18 protein-coding genes are annotated in these 21885 nt (G+C 40.4%); 10 read left to right on the top strand and 8 right to left on the bottom strand.

Annotation, left to right across the window (positions count from 1 at the left end):
* Positions 1–250 precede the first annotated feature (250 nt).
* The 8 genes from AACX68_RS11170 (at position 251) to fur (ending at position 9384) form a co-directional block, all read left to right on the top strand.
* Positions 251–1243 (top strand): GlxA family transcriptional regulator, encoded by a 993-nt coding sequence (locus tag AACX68_RS11170; protein WP_228859203.1) that lies wholly within the window; start codon positions 251–253, stop codon positions 1241–1243.
* A gap of 145 nt (positions 1244–1388) precedes the next feature.
* Entirely contained in the window at positions 1389–2330 is a 942-nt protein-coding gene (locus tag AACX68_RS11165) for an Rpn family recombination-promoting nuclease/putative transposase (protein ID WP_228859202.1), read from the top strand.
* 209 nt (positions 2331–2539) lie between these two features.
* Positions 2540–3646, top strand: a complete 1107-nt coding sequence (locus tag AACX68_RS11160) for an efflux RND transporter periplasmic adaptor subunit (RefSeq protein WP_228859201.1) — start codon at positions 2540–2542, stop codon at positions 3644–3646.
* A gap of 1 nt (position 3647) precedes the next feature.
* Positions 3648–6761 carry an efflux RND transporter permease subunit gene (locus AACX68_RS11155; protein ID WP_228859200.1) on the top strand — a complete coding sequence of 1038 codons (3114 nt, stop codon included), beginning with the start codon at positions 3648–3650 and terminating at the stop codon, positions 6759–6761.
* Between the two features lie 45 nt (positions 6762–6806).
* Complete coding sequence (locus AACX68_RS11150; protein WP_228859199.1) at positions 6807–7397, top strand: TetR/AcrR family transcriptional regulator; 591 nt, start codon at positions 6807–6809, stop codon at positions 7395–7397.
* 207 nt (positions 7398–7604) lie between these two features.
* Complete coding sequence (gene ybfE / locus AACX68_RS11145; protein ID WP_099111133.1) at positions 7605–7895, top strand: LexA regulated protein; 291 nt, start codon at positions 7605–7607, stop codon at positions 7893–7895.
* Between the two features lie 174 nt (positions 7896–8069).
* Positions 8070–8603 carry a flavodoxin FldA gene (gene fldA / locus AACX68_RS11140; protein ID WP_086956021.1) on the top strand — a complete coding sequence of 178 codons (534 nt, stop codon included), beginning with the start codon at positions 8070–8072 and terminating at the stop codon, positions 8601–8603.
* A gap of 328 nt (positions 8604–8931) precedes the next feature.
* A complete protein-coding gene (gene fur / locus AACX68_RS11135; RefSeq protein ID WP_099111135.1) occupies positions 8932–9384 on the top strand; it encodes a ferric iron uptake transcriptional regulator in 453 nt (150 codons plus the stop codon).
* A gap of 117 nt (positions 9385–9501) precedes the next feature.
* On the opposite strand, the gene AACX68_RS11130 is transcribed toward fur, so the two are convergent.
* Positions 9502–12195, bottom strand: a complete 2694-nt coding sequence (locus AACX68_RS11130; protein WP_228859198.1) for a beta-N-acetylhexosaminidase — start codon at positions 12193–12195, stop codon at positions 9502–9504.
* Between the two features lie 394 nt (positions 12196–12589).
* Between AACX68_RS11130 and AACX68_RS11125 the strand changes: the two genes are divergently transcribed.
* Both AACX68_RS11125 and AACX68_RS11120 read left to right on the top strand, forming a co-directional pair.
* Positions 12590–12997 carry a DUF2000 domain-containing protein gene (locus AACX68_RS11125; RefSeq protein ID WP_228859197.1) on the top strand — a complete coding sequence of 136 codons (408 nt, stop codon included), beginning with the start codon at positions 12590–12592 and terminating at the stop codon, positions 12995–12997.
* A 68-nt stretch (positions 12998–13065) separates the two neighbouring features.
* Positions 13066–13677 (top strand): LysE family translocator, encoded by a 612-nt coding sequence (locus AACX68_RS11120; protein ID WP_228859196.1) that lies wholly within the window; start codon positions 13066–13068, stop codon positions 13675–13677.
* A 132-nt stretch (positions 13678–13809) separates the two neighbouring features.
* On the opposite strand, the gene AACX68_RS11115 is transcribed toward AACX68_RS11120, so the two are convergent.
* The 7 genes from AACX68_RS11115 to AACX68_RS11085 all read right to left on the bottom strand — a co-directional run bounded on the left by AACX68_RS11115 (position 13810) and on the right by AACX68_RS11085 (position 21803).
* Positions 13810–14646: an AraC family transcriptional regulator gene (locus AACX68_RS11115; protein ID WP_228859195.1), complete on the bottom strand. Its 837-nt coding sequence runs from the start codon at positions 14644–14646 to the stop codon at positions 13810–13812.
* Between the two features lie 238 nt (positions 14647–14884).
* A complete protein-coding gene (glnS, locus tag AACX68_RS11110) occupies positions 14885–16552 on the bottom strand; it encodes a glutamine--tRNA ligase (protein WP_228859194.1) in 1668 nt (555 codons plus the stop codon).
* 182 nt (positions 16553–16734) lie between these two features.
* Positions 16735–17964, bottom strand: a complete 1230-nt coding sequence (locus tag AACX68_RS11105; RefSeq protein ID WP_228859193.1) for a DegT/DnrJ/EryC1/StrS family aminotransferase — start codon at positions 17962–17964, stop codon at positions 16735–16737.
* A gap of 54 nt (positions 17965–18018) precedes the next feature.
* A complete protein-coding gene (locus tag AACX68_RS11100) occupies positions 18019–19143 on the bottom strand; it encodes an MFS transporter (protein WP_228859192.1) in 1125 nt (374 codons plus the stop codon).
* Between the two features lie 240 nt (positions 19144–19383).
* On the bottom strand, positions 19384–20031 hold the full coding sequence (locus AACX68_RS11095; protein ID WP_228859191.1) for an HAD-IA family hydrolase: 648 nt from the start codon (positions 20029–20031) through the stop codon (positions 19384–19386).
* Between the two features lie 134 nt (positions 20032–20165).
* The gene (locus AACX68_RS11090; RefSeq protein ID WP_228859190.1) at positions 20166–20927 is read right to left on the bottom strand and encodes a glycosyltransferase; all 762 of its coding nucleotides are present in this window, start codon (positions 20925–20927) and stop codon (positions 20166–20168) included.
* Between the two features lie 24 nt (positions 20928–20951).
* Positions 20952–21803, bottom strand: a complete 852-nt coding sequence (locus tag AACX68_RS11085) for a phytanoyl-CoA dioxygenase family protein (protein ID WP_228859189.1) — start codon at positions 21801–21803, stop codon at positions 20952–20954.
* Between the last annotated feature and the right edge of the window lie 82 nt (positions 21804–21885).

The following is a 21885-nucleotide window of genomic DNA, read 5'->3' as shown; positions in this document are numbered from 1 at the left end:
AATAACGCTATTTCTAATGTAGATTATGTACACCGACATGTACACTTTTTTCATGACGCCGAATGAATATCAGTGACTACCAATGACTTTAGCGAATGAAAATAAATTAATTTTCAATTTAAAATCAGATAATTAAAACAATCACTATGATGATACGTGATCATTAATGGATATGAATGACTAAGCAAGCGTACTTCATAACGAAATTAACACAGCATTGTAAGATGTTCTTAAGGAAGAGAATACGACTATGAAACAAATCTCTATCACGGCCCTGGTTTTTTCACATTCATCAGTCACATCGGTTACTATGCCGATTGAAATACTGACTATCGCCGCCAATGCTATTGGCGGCCCCACCCCTCACGTTAATGTTATTTCCCCCTCCCTTCAGAAAATGGATGAAATCCATGATAGGCTGATTGAATCTATCCCGGTTTCTCACAGCAGCCTTTATCAGGTAGAGTATCCCGATCTCATCCTGATAGGCTCGCTGGGCTTCCCAAAATGGCAGCCAGAACACTGCTCGCCGGAAATAATAGACTGGCTTAAAGCGATGGATGAAAAACATATTCCTATCGTTTCCGTGTGTTCTGGCACCTTCATGCTGGCAGAAGCCGGTCTACTGAAAACAAGTGCAACCATTCATCCTCATTTTTCTGCTGAATTTAAGGCGTTATTTCCCCATATTCCCCTGTATATGGATAAAAAAATCACTTGTGACAATAACCGTTTTTGTATTTCCAGCGCTTATGGCACAGCCAGCGCTATGATGAATATCGTCGAGCTACTCTATGGTAAATCTGCCAGAGAGCATTGCGCACACTTTCTGTTCGGGGAAAACGAAAACCAAAGTTCGTATGATTCAGTCAGCTTTGTTCCTTACCGCCAGCATTCTGATCTGCTCATTCACAAGTTACAGGACTGGATGCACTCTTTCCCTTCTGAGATTTTATCCGTCGCTGATTTAGCCAGTAAAATTCACCTTTGTGAACGGCAGATGAAACGCAGATTCAAAATTGCCACAGGGCAAACTCCCATCCAGTATATTCAGAAAATACGGTTATCACAGGCCAAACACTGGCTGGAAAAATCACAAAAAACCATTGAAGAGATCAGCCATGAAGTGGGTTATGAAGATACCCGTTATTTCAGGGAATTGTTTAAACGCTGTAATGGCCTGACGCCCAAAGAGTATCGACAGAAGTATCATCATCATACCGGTCGATTTTCGGTTGAGTGATTTTTACCACTAAGATTATAGGAATACATAAGTAAATGGATATAATTGATCATGTAAGCTGATTAGTTACATTATGTTATTACTTTGATATCTGAGTTTCTTGTACTGTACACTGGGTGTGGGAATCATTTTTTGATAAAAAAACATGAAGAATAAAAAGACCATCCCCACACCTCATGATGCTGCGTTCAAAGGATTCATGGCTCAGATTGAAAATGCCCGTGATTTTTTTGACATCCATCTACCGGAAAAAATTAAGAAGCTATGCGATTTTAATACGTTAAAGCTGACTAACTCTTCATTTATTGATCGTCAGTTACGGTCAAAAATGTCTGATGTGCTTTATTCAGTAAAAACTCAACAGGGTGACGGTTATCTCTATGTATTGGTTGAACACCAGTCCACACCGGATAAAATGATGGCATGGCGCATGATGCACTACGCTTTTATGGCGATGAATCAGCACTTGCAGCAGGGAAATAAGGAATTACCACTGGTGGTGCCGGTTTTGTTTTATCATGGAGATACCAGCCCTTACCCGTTCCAGCAAACATGGACACAATGCTTTTCATTGCCGGAACTGGCAGAAGTGCTGTATTTCAATCCCTTTCCGCTAGTGGATGTAACGGTGATTGATGATAACGAATTGGTCAATCATCGCAAAATCGCCGTGATGGAACTGGCAATGAAACATAAGAGTTTGCGGGAAAGAGTTGAAGCTGTGACCACGTTATTGGCACAGGCCCTTAAGCACAATTATAATAGTGATAATGATGTTGTTACTATCCTTAACTACCTGTTTGTCACGCTGGATTCGCCACATTTTGAACAGGTGCTTCAACAACTGATTGAACAGGCAGACAACCATCAGGAGGCGATTGTGAATATAGCACAGCGATTACAGGAAAAAGGCCGGGAAGAAGGTATACAACAAGGTATGGTGCAAGGCATACAACAAGGTATAGAGCAAGGTGAAAAACAAGCTTCAGTTAACATTGCCCGAAACCTCTTAAAAAATGGTGCCAGTATTGAACTGGTTATGAAAAGCACTGGTCTCAGCCGCGAAGAACTTCTGTCCTTGCAATAACCCTTCTTCTCTTTTGTTCTCTTATCTGTTTTTTAGCCCCGGTAAGAGAACAAAAACACCAGTCCCATACACAACTTATAGTTAATTTCGTACGAAGCAACTCAGATTAGAATGTGGTTAAAATGTTTGCGCTCTATTTTTAGATAGACTAATCTATCTAAAAATATAGGCGCTAATTTAGGCATTCTGCTCATTAGTAAGGACGATAAATGGCAAGAAATTTGTTACCCCTTCTTGGCTTTTGTTTTTCTATTCTCATTTTCAATACAAACGCCCAGACATCCACGGAACAGATGTATGTTTCAACTACAACAATCCAGTCTGTTCCCTTTGTTCCCACCGTTAATATATTAGGGTCTATCGTCGCCAAAAATGAGGTTGTCATCAGCCCTACACTGACTCAACTTATCATTACGCATGTTTTGGTCGAAGAAGGTGATCATGTCAAACAAGGGGATGTTCTGGCTATGCTGGAAACACCCATTCAGGATGAAAAAGTCAGGCAGGCCAGCGCAAAACTCGAACAATCTCTGTCCCTGATAAAACAGAACGAAGCTGTAAACGATAAGGCACAATCTGAACTGAGGCGAGTAAAACCGCTGATCAGCACAGGCGTAATTTCAGCCAGTGAATTTGAAAGATATAAAATGGAAGCAAACTCCGCACTGGCCGCCCTGAATGCAACAAAAGCTGAGTATCGACAGTTACAGGCTCTATTGCAGGAAGAAAAAAGCCAGCGGGCCAAAACAACGATCCTTGCCCCTAATGATGGGGTTATCAGTGAACGCATCGCTACAGTGGGGATGAGCACCGATAATAATTACCTGTTTAAACTTATCGCTGATAACCAGTACGAATTTTCTGCTGAAGCCTATATCACTGAATTAAAGCAGATCCGGGTCGGTTTCCCCACAACAATAACGCTCACTGAAGGTGAAAAAATAACGGGTAAAGTCAGGTATATTTCGCCCAAAATTAATCCTGTCACTCAGATAGGAACTATCAGGATCGCTCTTGAAAATGTTCCCGCAGATATCAGACCAGGTGATTTCGGTTATGCTTTCTTTCAGTTTAAGCCTGAAAATATTAATGCCATTCCTTATAGTGCGGTCAATATTACCAATGGAAATAAAGCCAGTGCCTTTATTGTTGGTAAAAAAAATGCGGTCGAAAAGAAACAACTTAATATAGGACGTATTTTTGGTAATTGGGTGGAAATAAAATCAGGATTATCAGCAAACGATAAAGTTGTTATTTCTGCATCTCCATTCTTACAGGAGATGGATACCGTTTCTATTAAGCCACAGGGAAAATAAAATGAAGTTTCAATTATCAGAATGGGCCATCAGAAAGCCAATTCCCACTATTGTTATTTTCCTGGCTCTGACAATTGCCGGATTATTCTCTTTTTCTGAGTTACCCATTAATGCCAATCCGGTGATTAATTTCCCGATAGTGACGGTCACTGCTGCACAAAATGGGGCTTCCCCTTCCGAAATGGAGAATGCCGTTACCAAACCTATCGAACGGGCAGTTTCTGGTTTACCCGGGATCCGGCATATTAACTCAACTATTACTGATGGTGTCTCTATTACTATTGTTGAATTTAATTTGACCGTTGATCCCAATGTCGCTGTTAATGATATTCGGGAACAAATCACTCAAATACGGGCAGAATTACCACAAACTATAGATGAGCCTCTGATAAACCGTATTGATGTAGAGGGAGGCTCTATTCTGAATTACGCTGTTCAGTCAAAGGATAAAAGTCTGACTGAATTATCCTGGTTTGTGGATGACAAATTAAGTAAGCATTTATTAACTATTCCCGGCGTACAAAAGGTCAGCCGCTCTGGAGGCACAAGCAGAGAAATATTAGTTGAACCTGATCCGGTGAAACTGGCTGCATTAAAAATCAGTGTTGCAGATATTAACCGGTTATTACTCCAGAGTAATGTCAATATCCCCGGCGGGAAAATGGTTATCGCCGGCCAGAATCATGCTATCCGTATTTTAGGTGCCAAAAATCAAATCGATTATTTACGTCAATTAAAATTCCCATTAGAAAATAATAACTGGGTAACACTGGGCGATATTGCCACAATTAAAGATTCACATGCAGAAACAAATACTATTGCACGCCTGAATGGTGAACAGGTTATTGGTTTTGCAATCTTCCGCACCAAAGGCTCAAGTGATACCGTAGTTGAAAAAGGGGTCACACAGGCATTAAAAAAAATTGAAAAAGAGTACCCTGATATTAATATCAAACTCGTTTCATCAAATGTGAAATACACCGTAGCCAGTTATAATGCCACTATGCAAACACTGATCGAAGGTGCAATATTAACGGTCATTGTTGTGTTCTTCTTTCTGAAGAGCTGGCGGGCAACATTAATTGCTGCAATTGCACTGCCGTTATCTATCCTGCCTACTTTTATTATTCTGCATTTATTTGACTACACATTAAACAGCATCACGCTATTAGCATTAACGCTGGTGATCGGGATTTTAGTGGATGATGCGATAGTCGAAATAGAGAATATAGAAAAATATATCGAAAGAGGTGAAAGACCCTATATTGCCGCTATCAAAGCATCCAATGCTATCGGGTTTGCCATCATCGCGATTACGATTACGATTGTTGCCGTTTTTCTGCCGGTCAGTTTTGTCGGTGGTTTTGTCGGCCAGTATTTTGTGCCTTTCGGCGTTACTGTTTCAGCCGCTGTTTTATCATCTCTGTTAGTTGCCAGACTGGTTACTCCCCTGATGTCTGCTTACCTGTTATTACCGAAAAAGGCATCGGCTAAAAAAGCATTACCGGGAAAACATAGCGAAGCAGATAAAGTCAGGACACCTGAGTGGATCAACAAATATGTTATCATTCTCGATAAAACACTCAGATTCCGTAAAACAGCTTTGGCCTTAGCCCTTGTTTTCCTTTTTGGTTCATTAAGCCTGCTTGAGCTATTGCCCTCCGGTTTTTTACCTAAATCAGATATCAGTATCGCTAAAGTAGATATTGAAGTACCTCCCGGAACTCAGGTAGCCAAAAGTGATGAACTTTTACAGAAAATTATTAAGCAGTTTAAAGACCGGCCAGAAATTGTAGATATCTTTTCTATCGCAGGTGTTGAAGGGACAGCCGGGGATATCAGTCAGAGTAAAAGCACTATTATTATTAATTTAGTGCCGATTAATGATCGGAAATTGTCACAAAAGGAGTTTGAAGAATCATTAGCACCTATTTTGAGTGCAACGCCAGATATTCGATATAACTTTGGCAGCGGTAGCGGCAATAGGGATGTTTCAATTGTTTTAGCCAGCGACTATCCGGATATTCTTTCTCAGACAATACAGCAGCTACGTCAGGAAATGATGCAGTTAAACGGATTGAAAAATGTTCAGATCCTACAACCATTACCCAGACGAGAAATTATCATCACTCCCAATATTGCGGAAGCAGCCAGAGCGGGTGTAACAACCGATGCGATTGGCGCTGTCATTAAAACCGCCACCATTGGTGAAATCAGTGCCAATACCGCAAAATTTAATTTACCTGACAGGCAGGTGCCGCTCCGCGTTTTATTGGCTAAAGAGGACAGGGATAATCTGGCCGTGTTGCGTAATATGTATGCCAGCAGTACATCAGGCGTTAATGTCCCGATTAAATCTGTTGCAGATATTACCTTCAGCTCAGGGCCTGATGCCATAGAGCGCATATCCAGACAACGTAAGGCCGTGATTGAAGCAGACCTTGACGGTATTGCTATCGGAACCGCATTAGAGCAGATTAATCAGTTATCCACGCTGGAAAAATTACCGCCGGAAGTCAAAAGGATTGAGTATGGTGATGTTGAATACATGAATGAGATGTTCGAACGCTTTTTCACCACCATAATGCTCAGTATCCTAATGGTCTTGGCTATCCTGATTATTCTGTTCAAAGATTTCTTACAGCCTGTCACCATTCTGGTTGCCCTGCCGTTCGCTATCGGTGGTGCTATTATCGCTTTGCTTCTTTATAATGCCACGATTGATATGCCCGTTATCATCGGTTTTTTAATGTTGATGGGCATTGTCAGCAAAAACTCAATCTTACTGGTTGAGTTTATTCTCGAAAAATCCCGCTCTGGTATGTCACGTAATGATGCCATCATTCAGGCAGGGAAAGAGCGCGTCAGGCCAATCATCATGACAACAATTGCTATGATTGCCGGCATGATCCCTTTGGTTCTGACCAGCGGTGCAGATACCAATTTCCGTGCTCCTATGGCTATCGCCGTCATTGGCGGGTTACTCAGCTCAACTTTACTCAGTTTACTGTTTGTGCCCGTTATTTATAGCTATATGGATGATTTTAAAAATTATATCATTCCACGTCTCAGGAAATTGTCATCGGTAACAAAAGACGATCTTAATTATCACTGATATGAATCGATCTGATTCTGTACCCAGCCTTTGGAGGAATATAAGGTGAAAAAACAGACCGAAAAACAGCGGGAAAAACGTAAGCATATTCTTGATGCCGCCATCTCCTGTTTTATCGAAAAAGGATTTCATGCAACTTCGACAGCAGAAATTTGTAAAGCGGCTGGCATGAGTCCCGGAAACCTGTTTCATTATTACCCGACCAAAAATGCCATTATTGAAGCTATTGCAGAAGAAGATAGCCATGACTACGATGAGATTCTGGCTGCCTGTTATGATGAAAATTCAGTAACCGTGACTATCGAAAAATTGCTAGCAAAGCTGGTAGAGCTCTATAACGAACCCGGCTATGCCCGGCTCAGTATCGAAATTATTGCTGAGGCCAGCCGGAACCCGGCTATTAATAAGATATTTATCGAAAATGAAAAAAAAGTCCGCGAACATTTAACCCGGCTAATCAGCAAAGGCATTGAAAATGGGGAAATTGATAAACAGATTAATGCTGAACAGGCCGCTTCCTGGCTGATGATCACCGTTGATGGTTCCATCGGCAGGCAAATCATGGAACCTGATTTTGCTTGGCAGCAAAGTCTTGATTCTTTTACCTATATGATACGAAAGGTTTTTATGCCGTAATCCCCGTATCCATGTACTGATTAAGGGAATGACCTTAATCAGTACAAATGGTTCCTTTTCTGCTTTATCTGTTTCACGATACTTTATTAACCACTATTGTTATACCCAATCCTGATAATCTCTCCTATCAACCAGTAGCGACACGCGCCCAGCTAAGGTATCATTGCCGGCTATATTATTGGTACACGCCCTTTATCAATTGAATTTATGGCAAAAGAACAAACTGATCGCACCACACTGGATTTGTTCGCAGATGAACGCAGGCCTGGGCGACCTAAAACAAGTCCGCTGTCCAGAGATGAACAGCTTAGGATCAATAAACGTAATCAGCTGCGCCGGGATAAAGTCAAAGGACTTCGCCGGGTGGAGCTAAAACTTAATGAAGATGCCGTCGATGCACTGAATCATCTGGCAAAACAGCGCAATATCAGCCGCAGTGAATTGATTGAACAGATGTTGCTGGCTCAGTTAGCAACAGAAAATAACCTTACCAATTAACGGCTTTAATTCAACAGCGTGATACGGCGCTACCACACAAATCTGACAGACTTGTCACTGATGTTTGGTCAAAATAAAGTTTTTTCGTTTATTAAAACTGATATTTTTCTCCTGCTGATTTCAGCGTGACGTGTATAGCTTAACTACACATAAAACAAGAGGTTAATCCACTTTATGGCAATAATAGGTATATTCTTCGGCAGCGACACTGGCAACACAGAGAACATTGCCAAAATGATCCAAGAAAAACTGGGCGGTGCTGATGTTGCGGAAGTCCACGATATTGCCAAAAGCAGCAAAGAAGATCTTGAAGCTTTCGATATCCTGCTGCTAGGCATTCCAACCTGGTATTACGGCGAAACTCAATGTGACTGGGATGACTTTCTCCCGACACTGGAAGAAATCAATTTTGAAGGAAAATTGGTTGCCTTGTTCGGCTGCGGTGATCAGGAAGATTATGCAGAGTATTTCTGTGATGCCATGGGCACCATTCGCGATGTCATCGAACCTCGTGGTGCAATTATCGTTGGTCACTGGCCAATCGAAGGGTATCACCATGAAGAATCAAAAGGAATGGCAGACGATAAACACTTCATTGGTCTCACCATTGATGAAGATCGCCAGCCAGAACTGACTGATGAACGTGTTGAAACTTGGGTAAAACAGATCACGGCTGAAATGAGCCTGTCAGAAATCCTTGGCGCATAAAATTGTTCTGGCATCTGATGGACACAAGAAACGTCTTTTGCACAGGATAATTCCTGAATAATGTGTCATGATAACGCGATAGGCATGGTTTTCATTTTCAATATCCATGCCTATAATCTACAACGTGAAACTAAATCATGATTCTCTCACAATAATACCCATAAATTATGGATTTTGAGTCGCATCACGATGGCAAGGATACTCATCCTCCGGACATAGTTCACTATGTGACAGAAATAAATGAGTACCGCCAACAAAAAGGCGATTTGAAAAACGATGGGTATGTATTGTTAAGTTCACTAAACTCAAGCTACAGGACTGAATCCGCATGACCGACAACAATAAAGCATTGAAAAATGCTGGACTTAAAGTAACACTTCCTCGCCTGAAAATTCTGGAAGTGCTACAGGACCCAGAATGCCATCATGTCAGTGCGGAGGATCTCTACAAAAAACTGATTGATATCGGTGAAGAGATTGGCCTCGCCACTGTCTATCGCGTGTTGAACCAGTTCGATGATGCCGGCATTGTTACACGCCACAATTTTGAAGGCGGTAAATCGGTTTTCGAACTCACTCAACAACATCACCATGACCATCTAATTTGTCTCGACTGCGGTAAAGTGATTGAATTCAGCGATGAATCCATTGAAGAACGTCAGAAAGATATCGCAACACGTTATGGAATCAAGCTGTCAAATCATAGTCTATACCTGTATGGTCACTGCACTACAGGCGATTGTCGCAAAGACGGTTCGTTACATGATGAGAAAGCACGATAAGAAGTCAGCATTTACTGCTACTTCTAGTGTCTGACCTTGTCAGAGAAGCTACTGCCGATTAGCTAAGACTAATCGGCAGGTTGCTTTTGAATATCCTATTAAGGAGCCGCTTTAAGATTATTCAGAGGATACTTCTTCCACCCGGCTGAAACGCTTGCCGTCAGTGCTGACAGAACGAATTTTCACCTGACCATTAACATGCGGTCGCTGTCTGTCATCATAAGTTTCCCATGTTTTTCCATCGTCTAATGAATACTGAATAGTCAGACCCGGCAAGGCGATATTCGCTTCCAGTGTCCCGGAGATAATTCTTGCACCGGGTATCGGCAGACGGTACGCAATATGAGCTTTATCCAGTTTAGCCATTTCGCGCTGTCCCACCAGATTAGCAAAATGCAGCCAGTCCTTATTAAGCTTATCGGTGTCTACATACCGTGTAATTCCACCTTTATACTCCCTTCCCTGCTGGTAATTCTGCTCCCACTCAGCCTGATGCCATGCCCGTTCTGCCAACGGTAATAAGCGCGGATAAATCATATATTCCATCTGCTCATCAGTGCGCACAGTCTCACTCCATGACAGCCCTGACAACCCATATGCTCCCGGCCAGCGTTTACCGCTGTTTGTATTAAAATGGTTTCCGTTGATATCCACCGAAGTTTCAGCATTTTGTGGCATATTATTGGGTGCAAAACTGAAGATTTTCGCTTCATCATTAAAACGGGAAGCCCAGTAGTAACCCCGCTCTTTCGGATTGACCTCGTAGGGCATATCCAGATAAACATAATCAGGACTGGAAATAATGACCTGATAGCCTTTATTGGCCCAGTCATTAACAGAATCCGCGCCGCCCGAATAAAGCGTATCCCAGAAGTTTACCGCGACATGTCGTGTAGCAAAGTCTTTTACTGATTTCGCATGTTTCAGTCCGTCCTGCCATGATTGCATCGTATCAATGCCATATTTATTAACGATTTTACTGACTTCAACCGCAAAATAACTGGACAGTTCATCAACATCTTTGATAATCCCCTTCGCAATCATTTTTTGGCAAGCCTGAGATTTTGCCCACGGCTTATCTTCAATTTTCTTATTGATGATCCCTTTACCCGGCTCAATCGGGCCATCTTTATCCTGATATCCCGCGCCCAGACGAATATTTTTCGCTTCATCCCCCCCATAGTGCCATGTTGTCAGCGGTGAACCGGCTTCTTTATGCATGTCGGCAATTTCACTGATAACTTTGTCAATAAAACGTTTGGAAGAGTCCATACATGGATTCAGATAACTATGGCGATCATAAAACTGTGCAGATGTTGTATTTGAGGTATCTGTCGGATCGAGCAAGCGATATTCATTAGCTGCCTGCTCTTTTCCTTCTGCCATCAGTTTATTATAACGGGCTTCCATTGACACCACCGCTGCACGGGCATGAGCCGGAATATCAATTTCCGGGATCACCTCTATCTGACGGGCTTTGGCATATTCCAGAATATCAATGTAATCCTGACGGCTGAAGTAACCGCTTCCCATATTATTGCTATCCGGCCCTGAGCCTAACTGTGGTAGCAGGCACTTTGTCTCACTTAAATCATGGCAGCGTTTACTGCCGATTTCTGTTAGCTCCGGTAAACCGGGAATTTCCAGACGCCAGCCTTCATCATCGCTTAAATGGAAATGGAATTTATTCAGCTTATAAGCAGCCATTTGATCCAGCAAGCGCAATACAGCTTCTTTACTATGGAAATTACGCCCGACATCAAGGAAAGTACCACGATACTCAAACCGGGGTGCATCTTGTGCTGTTAGTGTGGCAATTTTCGGTACGCCATCAGCCGGGATCAGGGAAAACAGCGATTGCAGACCGTAAAACACGCCGGACTGATCAAAAGCAACTATATGTGCTCCCTTGGGGGTGATATCCAGCGAATAAGCACCTTTCACCCGCCAGTCACCCGCAAATTTGTCGGCATTAATTTGCGTTGTAATCAGGTAACCATTATCGGTTAATTTAATCTTGTGAGCAGCAAAACGATCCCGAATCACCCTGACTGACTGGCCGCTCAACCCTCCCAGTTCCAGTTTTACTCCACGGGACAAATTGACATCCTGTGAGTGAATCGTCACCTTTTTAGGTGTCGGAATAATCTTCCCACGCAATTTATCTTCACTAATTAGCACCATCTGCCGATTTTTCTCAAAACGGTTTTCAGGTGTCATCAGGACATTATGATCCGTTGTGGTGCGTTTCCACTGCTCTCCCTGAAAAGGAGATAAAAATGCACTCAGATCTTCAGTATCTGTATTTACCAATACCTTAGGGATGGCATCACCGGATGTGGCATACCAGCGCGGCATAAAATCAGTGCTATAAACCTGCCAGTATTCACCAATAATTGGCAGTATGATTTTTTCATTCGCTCTGATGCCCCTGAATTTTTCAGTCGGTTCCAGCCTATGTAGATCCCCTGTGATGTGAGTGATTTTATATTGCTCATGATCAATTCTGAGGATTTGGCGGATACTGTGGAAATAGAGTGACCAATCCGCAGAATCAATATTCTGATCACCATTAGTCAATATGATATTGACCCGATTACAAGCTGCCCAGTCTGCACCTAAAATGGCGCAATTAGTCCCATGTGCTCCGGCCTGATTGTCTACGATACTGAAATTCACATGTAATTTGCTAAGTGAATCCACTACCTGCTGTGATGTCATTTCCGTACGAATGTTTTCTGCACAAGCCCCCGCAGTGAACCCTGCCGCCATGAGAAATGCTGCCAAAGTATGTAATTTAATGCTTTTCATTAATAATGACCTCGTCCGAGTTTATTTTTTCGCCCAGAACAAAAGGCTGTTTCTGACATATTAAAATGCGTTTAAACAACATGTTATGAACAACATCATTTAAGCAATATGGCTTCAATAACACGATTTAAATGACATAGCATCAACACAAAATAACCCTACACAACATGTGACTATAAGGCAATTTTTAATCTTGGTAGAAGGGCTTAATTTTCATTACGATTCTTTTGTATATAAAAAAAGTGATGAAAATCATACTTAATCTCTCTTTGGAACCGAGACTTTTTAAGATTCATCAGGTGTGGAATACATCCATGCACAAACGTACAAGACAAATATACTGCCGTTAATTAAATATATTGTTCACATAACAACGTATGGAGAATGACTTAAAATGTTTGATACGAAAATTGCTTTCATAGTGCGGGATGACTTACAGACCTGGCAAAAACTGAATGTGGTTGCATTCCTCGCAACAGGCATTGCCTCATCTGCATCGGAGATTATAGGTACCCCCTATATTGACTCTTCTGGCCATAAATATGGAAGTATGTGTGGCCAACCTATGCTTATTTTTGGTGCTGATCTTGATGAACTTCAACGTGTTCATAGGAAAGGCTTGGAGCGGTCTCTCCTTCTAGTTCCTTACGTCTATACTATGTTTTCAACAAATCACGATGCAGCGAACCGAGAAATTTTTTTAGCTGAAGATGCGGATAACATGAATTTAGTCGGCCTCGCTGTGCATGGCCCAAAGAAATCGGTAGATAAAGCAATAAAAGGATTATCTCTTCACAAATGATTCAATGTTGATTGAACAGCAGTCTATTTCAAGATTATAAAAATTTAAAATTTATTTAGAGAGATTGTATGGAAATATTTCTTTATACCCTTGGCGTAATGTATAGCCCAGGCCCTGTTAACTTTATGGGCATGAACTCTGGTTTAACCGGTCAATTTAAAAAAACGATCGGCTTTTTTATTGGTGTAGGCAGTGCAATGCTTACGTTATTTATACTGTTAGGATATATAGGGGAAGCTATTATCTCTCATCAGGCAATGCCTTATATTTCGTTGCTTGGCGCTTTATATACATTTTATCTTTCATTTAAAATGGTAACATCTAATATACAGTTAGATAATAGAGAGGTAATAGCAACACCTGATAAAACTCTTACATTTTGGAATGGTTTTTTAATTCAAGCATTAAATCCCAAAGGTGTACTTGTCGTCTTACCTGTCACTACGATTATGTTTCCTGCGGCTCATATTACAGGACCAATGATATTTTTAGTATCGGTACTGATTTCAATTGGTGGAGCTGGCGCGCCAGGGCTTTATGCATTTTTTGGCGAAATTATTGGCAAACAGATAAAAAATACCTCATGGCTTAATCATCTAAATAAAGTAATGGGTACTATGCTGGCTATTGTTACCATTTTTATGGCTTATGATTTTTTTGCTGGCATTAACTTAATATAAGACGCGTTCGCCACTTCCTCCATCTTTAAATAATACAAAAATAGATTTCACTTTTCAGTGATACTAAAACATTCAACTTAGAATTATTTATTTTATATTTGAAGGTGGAGGCGCTTCATCATATCGTTTGTATTAACATATAAAGTTTTTATGGTGATTATTTCTGTTTATATTTTTCCAGTGTGCTGGTGTTAAGCCAAACGTTTTTGTGAAATGTCTTGCCATATGGCTTTGATCGAAAAAGCCTGCTATCAACGCAGCATCAGTAATAGAATCTCCAACAATTAAACAGGATTTTACTATATCTAACCTGCGCATTGTCATATAACGATGAGGGCTTGTTCCGAATAATAACCTGAAATCTCTCGAAAGACTCCAGCGATCACGATTTACGTTACGTTCAAGCTCATCTAATGTTATATTTTTATCTAAATTTGAGTGAATATACTCTCTTGCTCTTTCCGCAGCAAAATAATCAAAATTTCTTTTTTTATTTAAAGCAGATCCACTTGCTTCAACTAATGAGACAGCTAAATCATAAAGGGCATCATCTTCTTCCAGAGGATCTATTCTGCAATCCATATTTTGTAAAATAGCATTCGTTGCCCTAAAAATATTGGGATCACTGGTGATGCCATTTTTTATAAATGGTAATGGTTTTCCTTTTATTATTTCTTGTATCATTGATGGTTCGATATATATCATTTGATAGTGGAAACCAGCACTCGTTCCAGCCTCGCCATCATGAACTTCATCAGGGTGTAATACCATCGTATTACCAGGAAGACTGTGTTGCATCTTACCACGATAGTGAAAACTCTGAACTCCAAACAAAGTCTTCCCAATTGCATAGGTATCATGTCTATGAGGGTCATAACCGTGATTTAAAAAATAAGCCTCTATTCTTTCGACTTTCCTTATTTCAGGTGCTCTATATACCCAATCTCGTGATGTAGCTAATCCATGCATATTAACTCCATATGACAATGATATTTTGAAAAATTATTATTTCTTAATAGAACCCTATTCTAATTACAATGCACAAGGTATACCGTTACCCATTCTGCTAAAGATTGGTGAGAGGCTTTTACCTCTCACCAGAACGGAAACCAGCTTTTGACTAGGCAAATTCGTTACCGCGAATTTACCATTCACATACCATCTCGATACAACTAGACATCTATCAGGTATGTGTTCTTAGCTGATATTACTCTTTAGAGATTTTCGCCCAGGTATCACGCAGACCTACAGTGCGGTTAAACACTAAGTGTTCAGCCGTTGAAAGTTTGCTATCAGCACAGAAGTATCCTTCACGTTCAAACTGGTAAGTTTTTTCCGGCATGGCATTGGCCAGACCCGGCTCAACAAAACCTTTACGTACCACTAATGATTCGGTGTTAAGCGTGGACAGGAAATCCTCTTCCGCTCCCGGATTTGGCACGCTGAACAGACGATCATACAGGTAGAATTCAGCTGGCGCGGCATGTACTGCACTTACCCAGTGAATAACACCCTTCACTTTGCGGCCATCAGCCGGATCTTTATTCAGTGTCTGCTCATCGTAATGACAGTAAATCGTGGTGATGTTGCCTTCTGCGTCTTTCTCAACACGCTCAGCTTTAACAACATAAGCGTTACGCAAACGTACTTCTTTGCCCATGACCAGACGCTTATACTGACGGTTAGCTTCTTCACGGAAGTCTGCCCGATCAATATAGAGCTCACGGCTGAATGGTACTTCACGGCTGCCCATTTCCGGCTTATTCGGATGGTTAGGCATGGTCAGAATAACTTCACCTTCCGGCATATTTTCAATAACCAGTTTCACCGGATCAAGAACTGCCATAGCTCGTGGTGCATGTTCATTAAGATCATCGCGGATACAGGATTCCAGTGCAGCCATTTCAACGTTGTTATCCTGCTTAGTTACACCGATACGGCGGCAGAATTCACGGATTGACGCAGCAGAATAGCCACGACGACGCAGGCCTGAAATGGTTGGCATACGAGGATCATCCCAACCATCAACAATATTTTCAGTCACAAGCTGATTCAGTTTACGCTTGGACATTACTGCGTATTCCAGATTCAGGCGGGAAAACTCATACTGACGCGGGTGGCAGTCAATTGTGATGTTATCCAATACCCAGTCATACAGGCGGCGGTTATCCTGAAACTCTAGTGTACAAATAGAATGCGTAATTCCTTCCAGCGCATCGGAAATACAGTGGGTAAAATCGTACATCGGATAGATGCACCATTTATTACCAGACTGATGGTGTTCTGCAAACTTGATACGATACAGAACCGGATCGCGCATGACCATAAAAGGAGAAGCCATATCAATTTTGGCACGCAGACACGCTTTACCTTCTGCAAACTCACCCGCCCGCATTTTCTCGAACAGCGCAAGGTTTTCTTCCACACTACGATCACGGTATGGGCTGTTTTTACCCGGCTCTTTCAACGTACCACGATATTCGCGGATCTCATCAGGGCTTAGCTCATCCACATACGCCAGACCTTTATTGATTAACTCAATGGCGTATTGATGCAGCTGGTCGAAGTAATCAGAAGAATGACGGATATCACCACTCCACTGGAAACCCAGCCATTGTACGTCTTGCTTGATTGACTCAACGTATTCAATATCTTCTTTAACCGGGTTCGTATCGTCAAAACGCAGGTTGCATTGCCCCTGATAGTCTTGTGCAATGCCGAAATTCAGGCAGATCGACTTTGCATGACCAATATGCAGATAGCCGTTAGGTTCAGGCGGGAAACGGGTATGTACGGAAGTATGTTTACCAGTTGCCAAATCTTCGTCAATAATCTGACGAATAAAGTTTGTCGGGCGAGTATCTGCCTCACTCATCGTTTTATTCCTCAATGCAAAAAGCGCTTCAATATAACCCTCTATAATCTATTAAGCTGAACCGAGAAACAACACTTAGTTAGTGGGAAATAGAGGAAAAAAAGAAAGTCTCAGTGAAAAAAGGATATAGACAGGCCATTTTGAGTAAAGGCCTGCCATTTCTCTACGAGAAGTAAGTAAAATCAGCGGATACGGTGATTTTCCAGCACTGTGATTAACTGATCTGCACAATAAACGATATGCTCTTCATTCCAGCTAGGATGTAAATACAGGCTGATTGTCCGGGGCAATAAAGAACGGGCTGTTTCACACACAACATCGCAATAATTGACCGATTCAGGCGATGTGTACTCACTGGAATGGAAAGGGAAATTGGCAGAGCCAAAACCACGCAGCTCTCTGAAGACCCGTTCACCATAAGCTTCCGGCCACTGGATCTTGAACGCGGGAACACCGATTTTTTTCAAATCACGCAAAATGATTTCAGCTGTACAATCCAGTTTGGCAAGCTCAAATACAATAGGATATAGCCAATATGCGTTTTGCCTGTCTTCATTATTCAGCGGCAGGCTATGAATTAAATCGATTTCTGCAAATTTTGCATCATAGATTTTCGCGTATTGTTTACGGTTATGCATATTCCAGTCATCAAACCGCTCCAGCTCATTAATCCCGATGATCGACTGAATTTCAGTCATACGGTAATTATAGCCAATGCGATTATGTACATGCCATGACACCTCTTCCAACGCAAGTAAGTCAAACTTCCTTTTCACATCAAACCCGTGATCACGATAAGCGCGGCATTCCCAGCCGATTTCAGGATTATTGGTCACAACCATGCCACCTTCACCACCGGTGGTAAAATGTTTGGACTGACAGAAACTGAATGTGCCAACATCACCAATCGTTCCAACAGATTTCCCCTTATACTTTCCTCCGAGACATTGCGCGCTGTCTTCTATTACTTTGAGATTATGCCTGCGGGCAACAGCAAGAATTGCATCCATATCGCAGACAACACCATAAAGATGTACAACGATAATGGCTTTTGTGCGCTCGGTAATCAGGGCTTCTATTTTATCAGGGTCGATAGTGTGTTCTTCCGTTGTATCGCAAAATACAGGAATAGCACCGCACTGTAATACAGCAAAGGAAGTAGCAATAAAGGTGTATGAAGGAACAATAACTTCATCACCGGGGCCGATATTTAATGCCCCCACAGCAATATTCACAGCAGAGGTGCCTGAATTACAGGAGATTGCCATTTCTGCACCAATCCAGTCGGCAAATTTATTTTCAAATTCCATGCCTTTTTTTCCGGTCCAGTAATTAACTTCACCGGATAACAGTGGCTGCTGAATATCTTTTAATGTTTTTTCGGCAAAATCAGGCCATTGTGGAAATTTCATAAAATCACACCTTAATATTATTACAAAAGATAAGTTTATTTATATAAAAACAAATTAATTATTTTTTATAAACCTTGAATTAACTAACATAATTAATGCACCAACAGCTAATAAATAAAATGCTGTTTCAAGACTAAAATTCTGAGCAATAAACCCGATTAACGCAGGCCCAATCATTATTCCAAAGTAGCCAAATGTAACAATTGACGCTATTGCATGACCGGGGAGCATAACTGTTTGAGTTCCCGATATAGAGCATAATATCGGAACAATATTTGATGCACCTAATCCTATAAAGAAAAAACCTATCATATAGAGATAGAACGAATTTACACTAACAACAATAAAGAAACCGATAAAAATACTAAATGTCCCTGCAAAAAAGACTTTTCCACGTCCTATATTAGATATAACTCGATCCCCTAAAAATCGTCCTGTCGTCATCGCTGCTGCAAATGCAGCATAGCCAAATCCATTAAATGCAATATCAACATTACGTTCATTAACTAAAAACACACCGCTCCAGTCAATAACTGAACCTTCAATGATCCCCATTAGAAAACAAAGAAAGCTCGCCAAAATAACAATACCTTTCGGAAAAAAGAAACCTTTATCCTTTCTTTCTTTATTATTATCGTGATTATTGATAAGCCCGGAGAAAGAAAAAATGAATAACAACGATAATATAAAAGATATAACCAGACATGCGACAAGAGCAGAAAAGTTCATATAAAGTAATATCGATACACCAGCCGCACCCAAAATACCCCCCAGACTGAAAAACCCATGGAAGCCTGACATCAAGTTTCTCTTTGTAATTTTTTCCACTTCTACAGCCTGGATATTCATTGCAACATCAACTGTACCAATAGATGCCCCAAAGATAAAAAGCATAATTCCAAGCTGGGTAACACTCGAAGATAATATTAAAAGCGGTAAAGAGACAATAGCAAAAATTCCTGAAATTATAATAACCTTACGGCAACCAAATAAAGTAGTCAGAAATCCTGTAACAGGCATGGATACAATTGATCCAAGACCGAGAAAAAACAATAAAACACCCAGTTCTCCTGAATCAATATTTAAAAAATTTTTTACCAAGGGTATCAAAGGAGCCCATGCGGCAATTCCCATGCCAGCAGCTAAGAAAACAGCTCTAGTTGCAATCACATTATTCATAATCCATCTCTACCATAATGTTTATATAAAAATCCACGCTATACTTAATCACACAGGGTTATACACTTCATCTTGAAATCCGTTGTGTATATACCCGTCATCTTTCAAGCTGCCTCTTTGTTGGCTGCACTCGCTCACCCCAGTCGCATAGTTATCTATGCTCAGGGGACTTTCTCCTTTGCCGCCGCGATGCAACTCGAAATCCATAGGGTATAGAGTCATAACAAAATTAATTCATAATTATGAATTAATTTTAATTTCAAAAGCATTCATTCCTATTTTATCAATTTTAATTTCATCCCAGTGATGAATTACTTCGAGAACTAAAGGGTGTATTTTCTCTTGCCCCCCAATTTGTATGACCTCACAACCTGCTGCTAATGCACTTTGTATTCCTGCATACGAATCTTCAAAAACTAAACAGTCTTTGGCTTTCATTCCCAAACGTTCAGCGGCCATGAGGTAAGGAGCTGGATGTGGTTTCCCGTCCTGTACATCATCAGACCCTACGATGAGATCCGGTATCTTAAGACCACAAACATTCATTCTATGATATGCAACTCTCTGGCTGGCTGAAGTGACTACAGCCCAAGGGCAATCATTTAAAGAAAGTAAAAATTCTTTTGCACCAAATAAAGCTTGTGCTGAACCTGAGTGCTGAACTTCTAAATCATCCAATAACTGAACCTGTTCTTCCACATTCAAATGTGGGGCAATAGTCAAAATAACATCTCTGGAACGAACACCATGACATATCTCCAATACATGTTGGATAGGCACATTCTGCATTTCGCACCATTTAGACCAAATCATTTCAACTTCCGATAAAGATTGAACCAAAGTCCCATCCATATCAAATAAAATAGCCTTTATATTATAAATCCCCATTACCCCTCCGATAATAAAAAACAAACACTGTAAATCATCCCAATAATTTATAATAAAACATAGGAATCACAATAAATCATCAGACCTATTTCATTAGGATAAATCAATATCACAGCATCTGCTAATTAATCGCTTCAAATTATCTCTGGATCGTTTATAACCCAATAAATCTTAATGGAAAAAACGCCAAGTATCATTATGCTATAGTTAATTAACGTCCTCGCCAGACTCCAGTTCTCTCTTGTATCCTCCCAGGCCACTGGGAACTGATCTAATTTCTTAGATAACCTATTTGTCAGATAAATAATTTCAGCATCAAATGCGTATCCATTAATCTTCTGCTTAGAAAATACTTCTTTTGCCACATCAGATTTCAACATTTTAAATGGACATTGAGAATCAGAAACTTTGCAATTCAATAGTAAATTGACTATTTTTAAAAATATTTTACTGGTTATCTTCCGATATGAATTTGCTTTTGATTTATTCTTTGAAAAGCGCTCTCCAATAACCAAGTCAACATTTGAAACTTCAATCCTCCTGTATGCAATAAAAAAATCACTTTCTTTTATAGGAAAATCAATATCTGTATAAAAAACATATTTCCCTTTTGCTAAATCGACGCCCCTTCTAATGCTATAGCCTTTTCCATAGTTGCCACAGTTAGAGATCACCAGAACATCAGGATAATTTTTCTTTATTTTTACAACATCTTGGTCATGAAAATTATTTTTATCTGAATCGTTGACTATAATTATTTGTACCTTCAACTTCTCCTGAATGTTTCGGATACGCTGGATAGTTTTTTCAATAACAGAATAATTTTCATTATAGCGAGGAAGAATAATTGAAACATCAATGGCATCATCCTCTATGCGATGATTTTTTGTCTCCATAATGATACCTTAAGGTATAATGTACTAAAACCCCAATAATAATTTACCCAAATCTGTTAAGTGTATCTGAGATGTATCTTGTTGGTGCGCTTTTTTAACCGGAAAAGCTTTCCCTGTTATAGACGTCGTCGGCAAACCTTTTTTATAAGCTACAATTCTTTCGGCAACTTGTTGTTCTGTAATATCTGTCCGTGGAAATAAGCAAAAATATTGAGCTAATCTTGGCTCATTTGAAGTATTTGGTATATTTCCGTGAGGCAATGCACTGTCAAAAATGACATAATCCCCTGCTTTCAATGGAATTGATTTAATATTCATCCCTGCTGTATCAGGAAATCTACTGTTATATCCCTCTGGCTGTTTTGATAGCCATTCATAGATAACTTTATGAAAACCGGGAACACACTGGAACCCACCAGAATTACCATTATCATCAGTTAAGCTCAAAAGACCCTGTATTTTTCTTTCCAGTGGGCGTTTCGAAACATCAATATCCCAATGAATAAAACCTTCATATTTCCAGTTTTCGTTAACTGGAGGATTCATATTTACCCTGTCAATACTAACCAGTAAATCTGAGGTACCAAAAATCTTTTCATATACAGAGTAAATGATTTGATTCTGACGATTATCCCACAAAGACTGATGATGATAAAAAGGAATCCGTCCCATTTCATCAATTCCTGAACGAGAACGGATCTCCATGTTATAAAAATCACTATGGTTACTCTTATCCATTTCCAAAAAATAAAATATAGCATCGACAGTTTTTTGAACCTGTTCTTTGCTTACTGCTGATTCTATGATGATATAACCATTATCATCCCAACTCTTTAAATACTTTTCCATTGTTCCTTCTGAAATAGATAAATTCATAATTTCCACCTACTTATATTTATTTCATTTAGTTATTTTATCAACGAACACAGCTTCATCTCTCTATCAGAGATAATTTAAG

The organism is Xenorhabdus sp. PB61.4, assembly GCF_963894935.1.
GTDB lineage: Bacteria > Pseudomonadota > Gammaproteobacteria > Enterobacterales > Enterobacteriaceae > Xenorhabdus > Xenorhabdus stockiae.
Note: the sequence above shows the minus strand (reverse complement) of the source record. Positions and strands in the feature narration are given on the sequence as shown.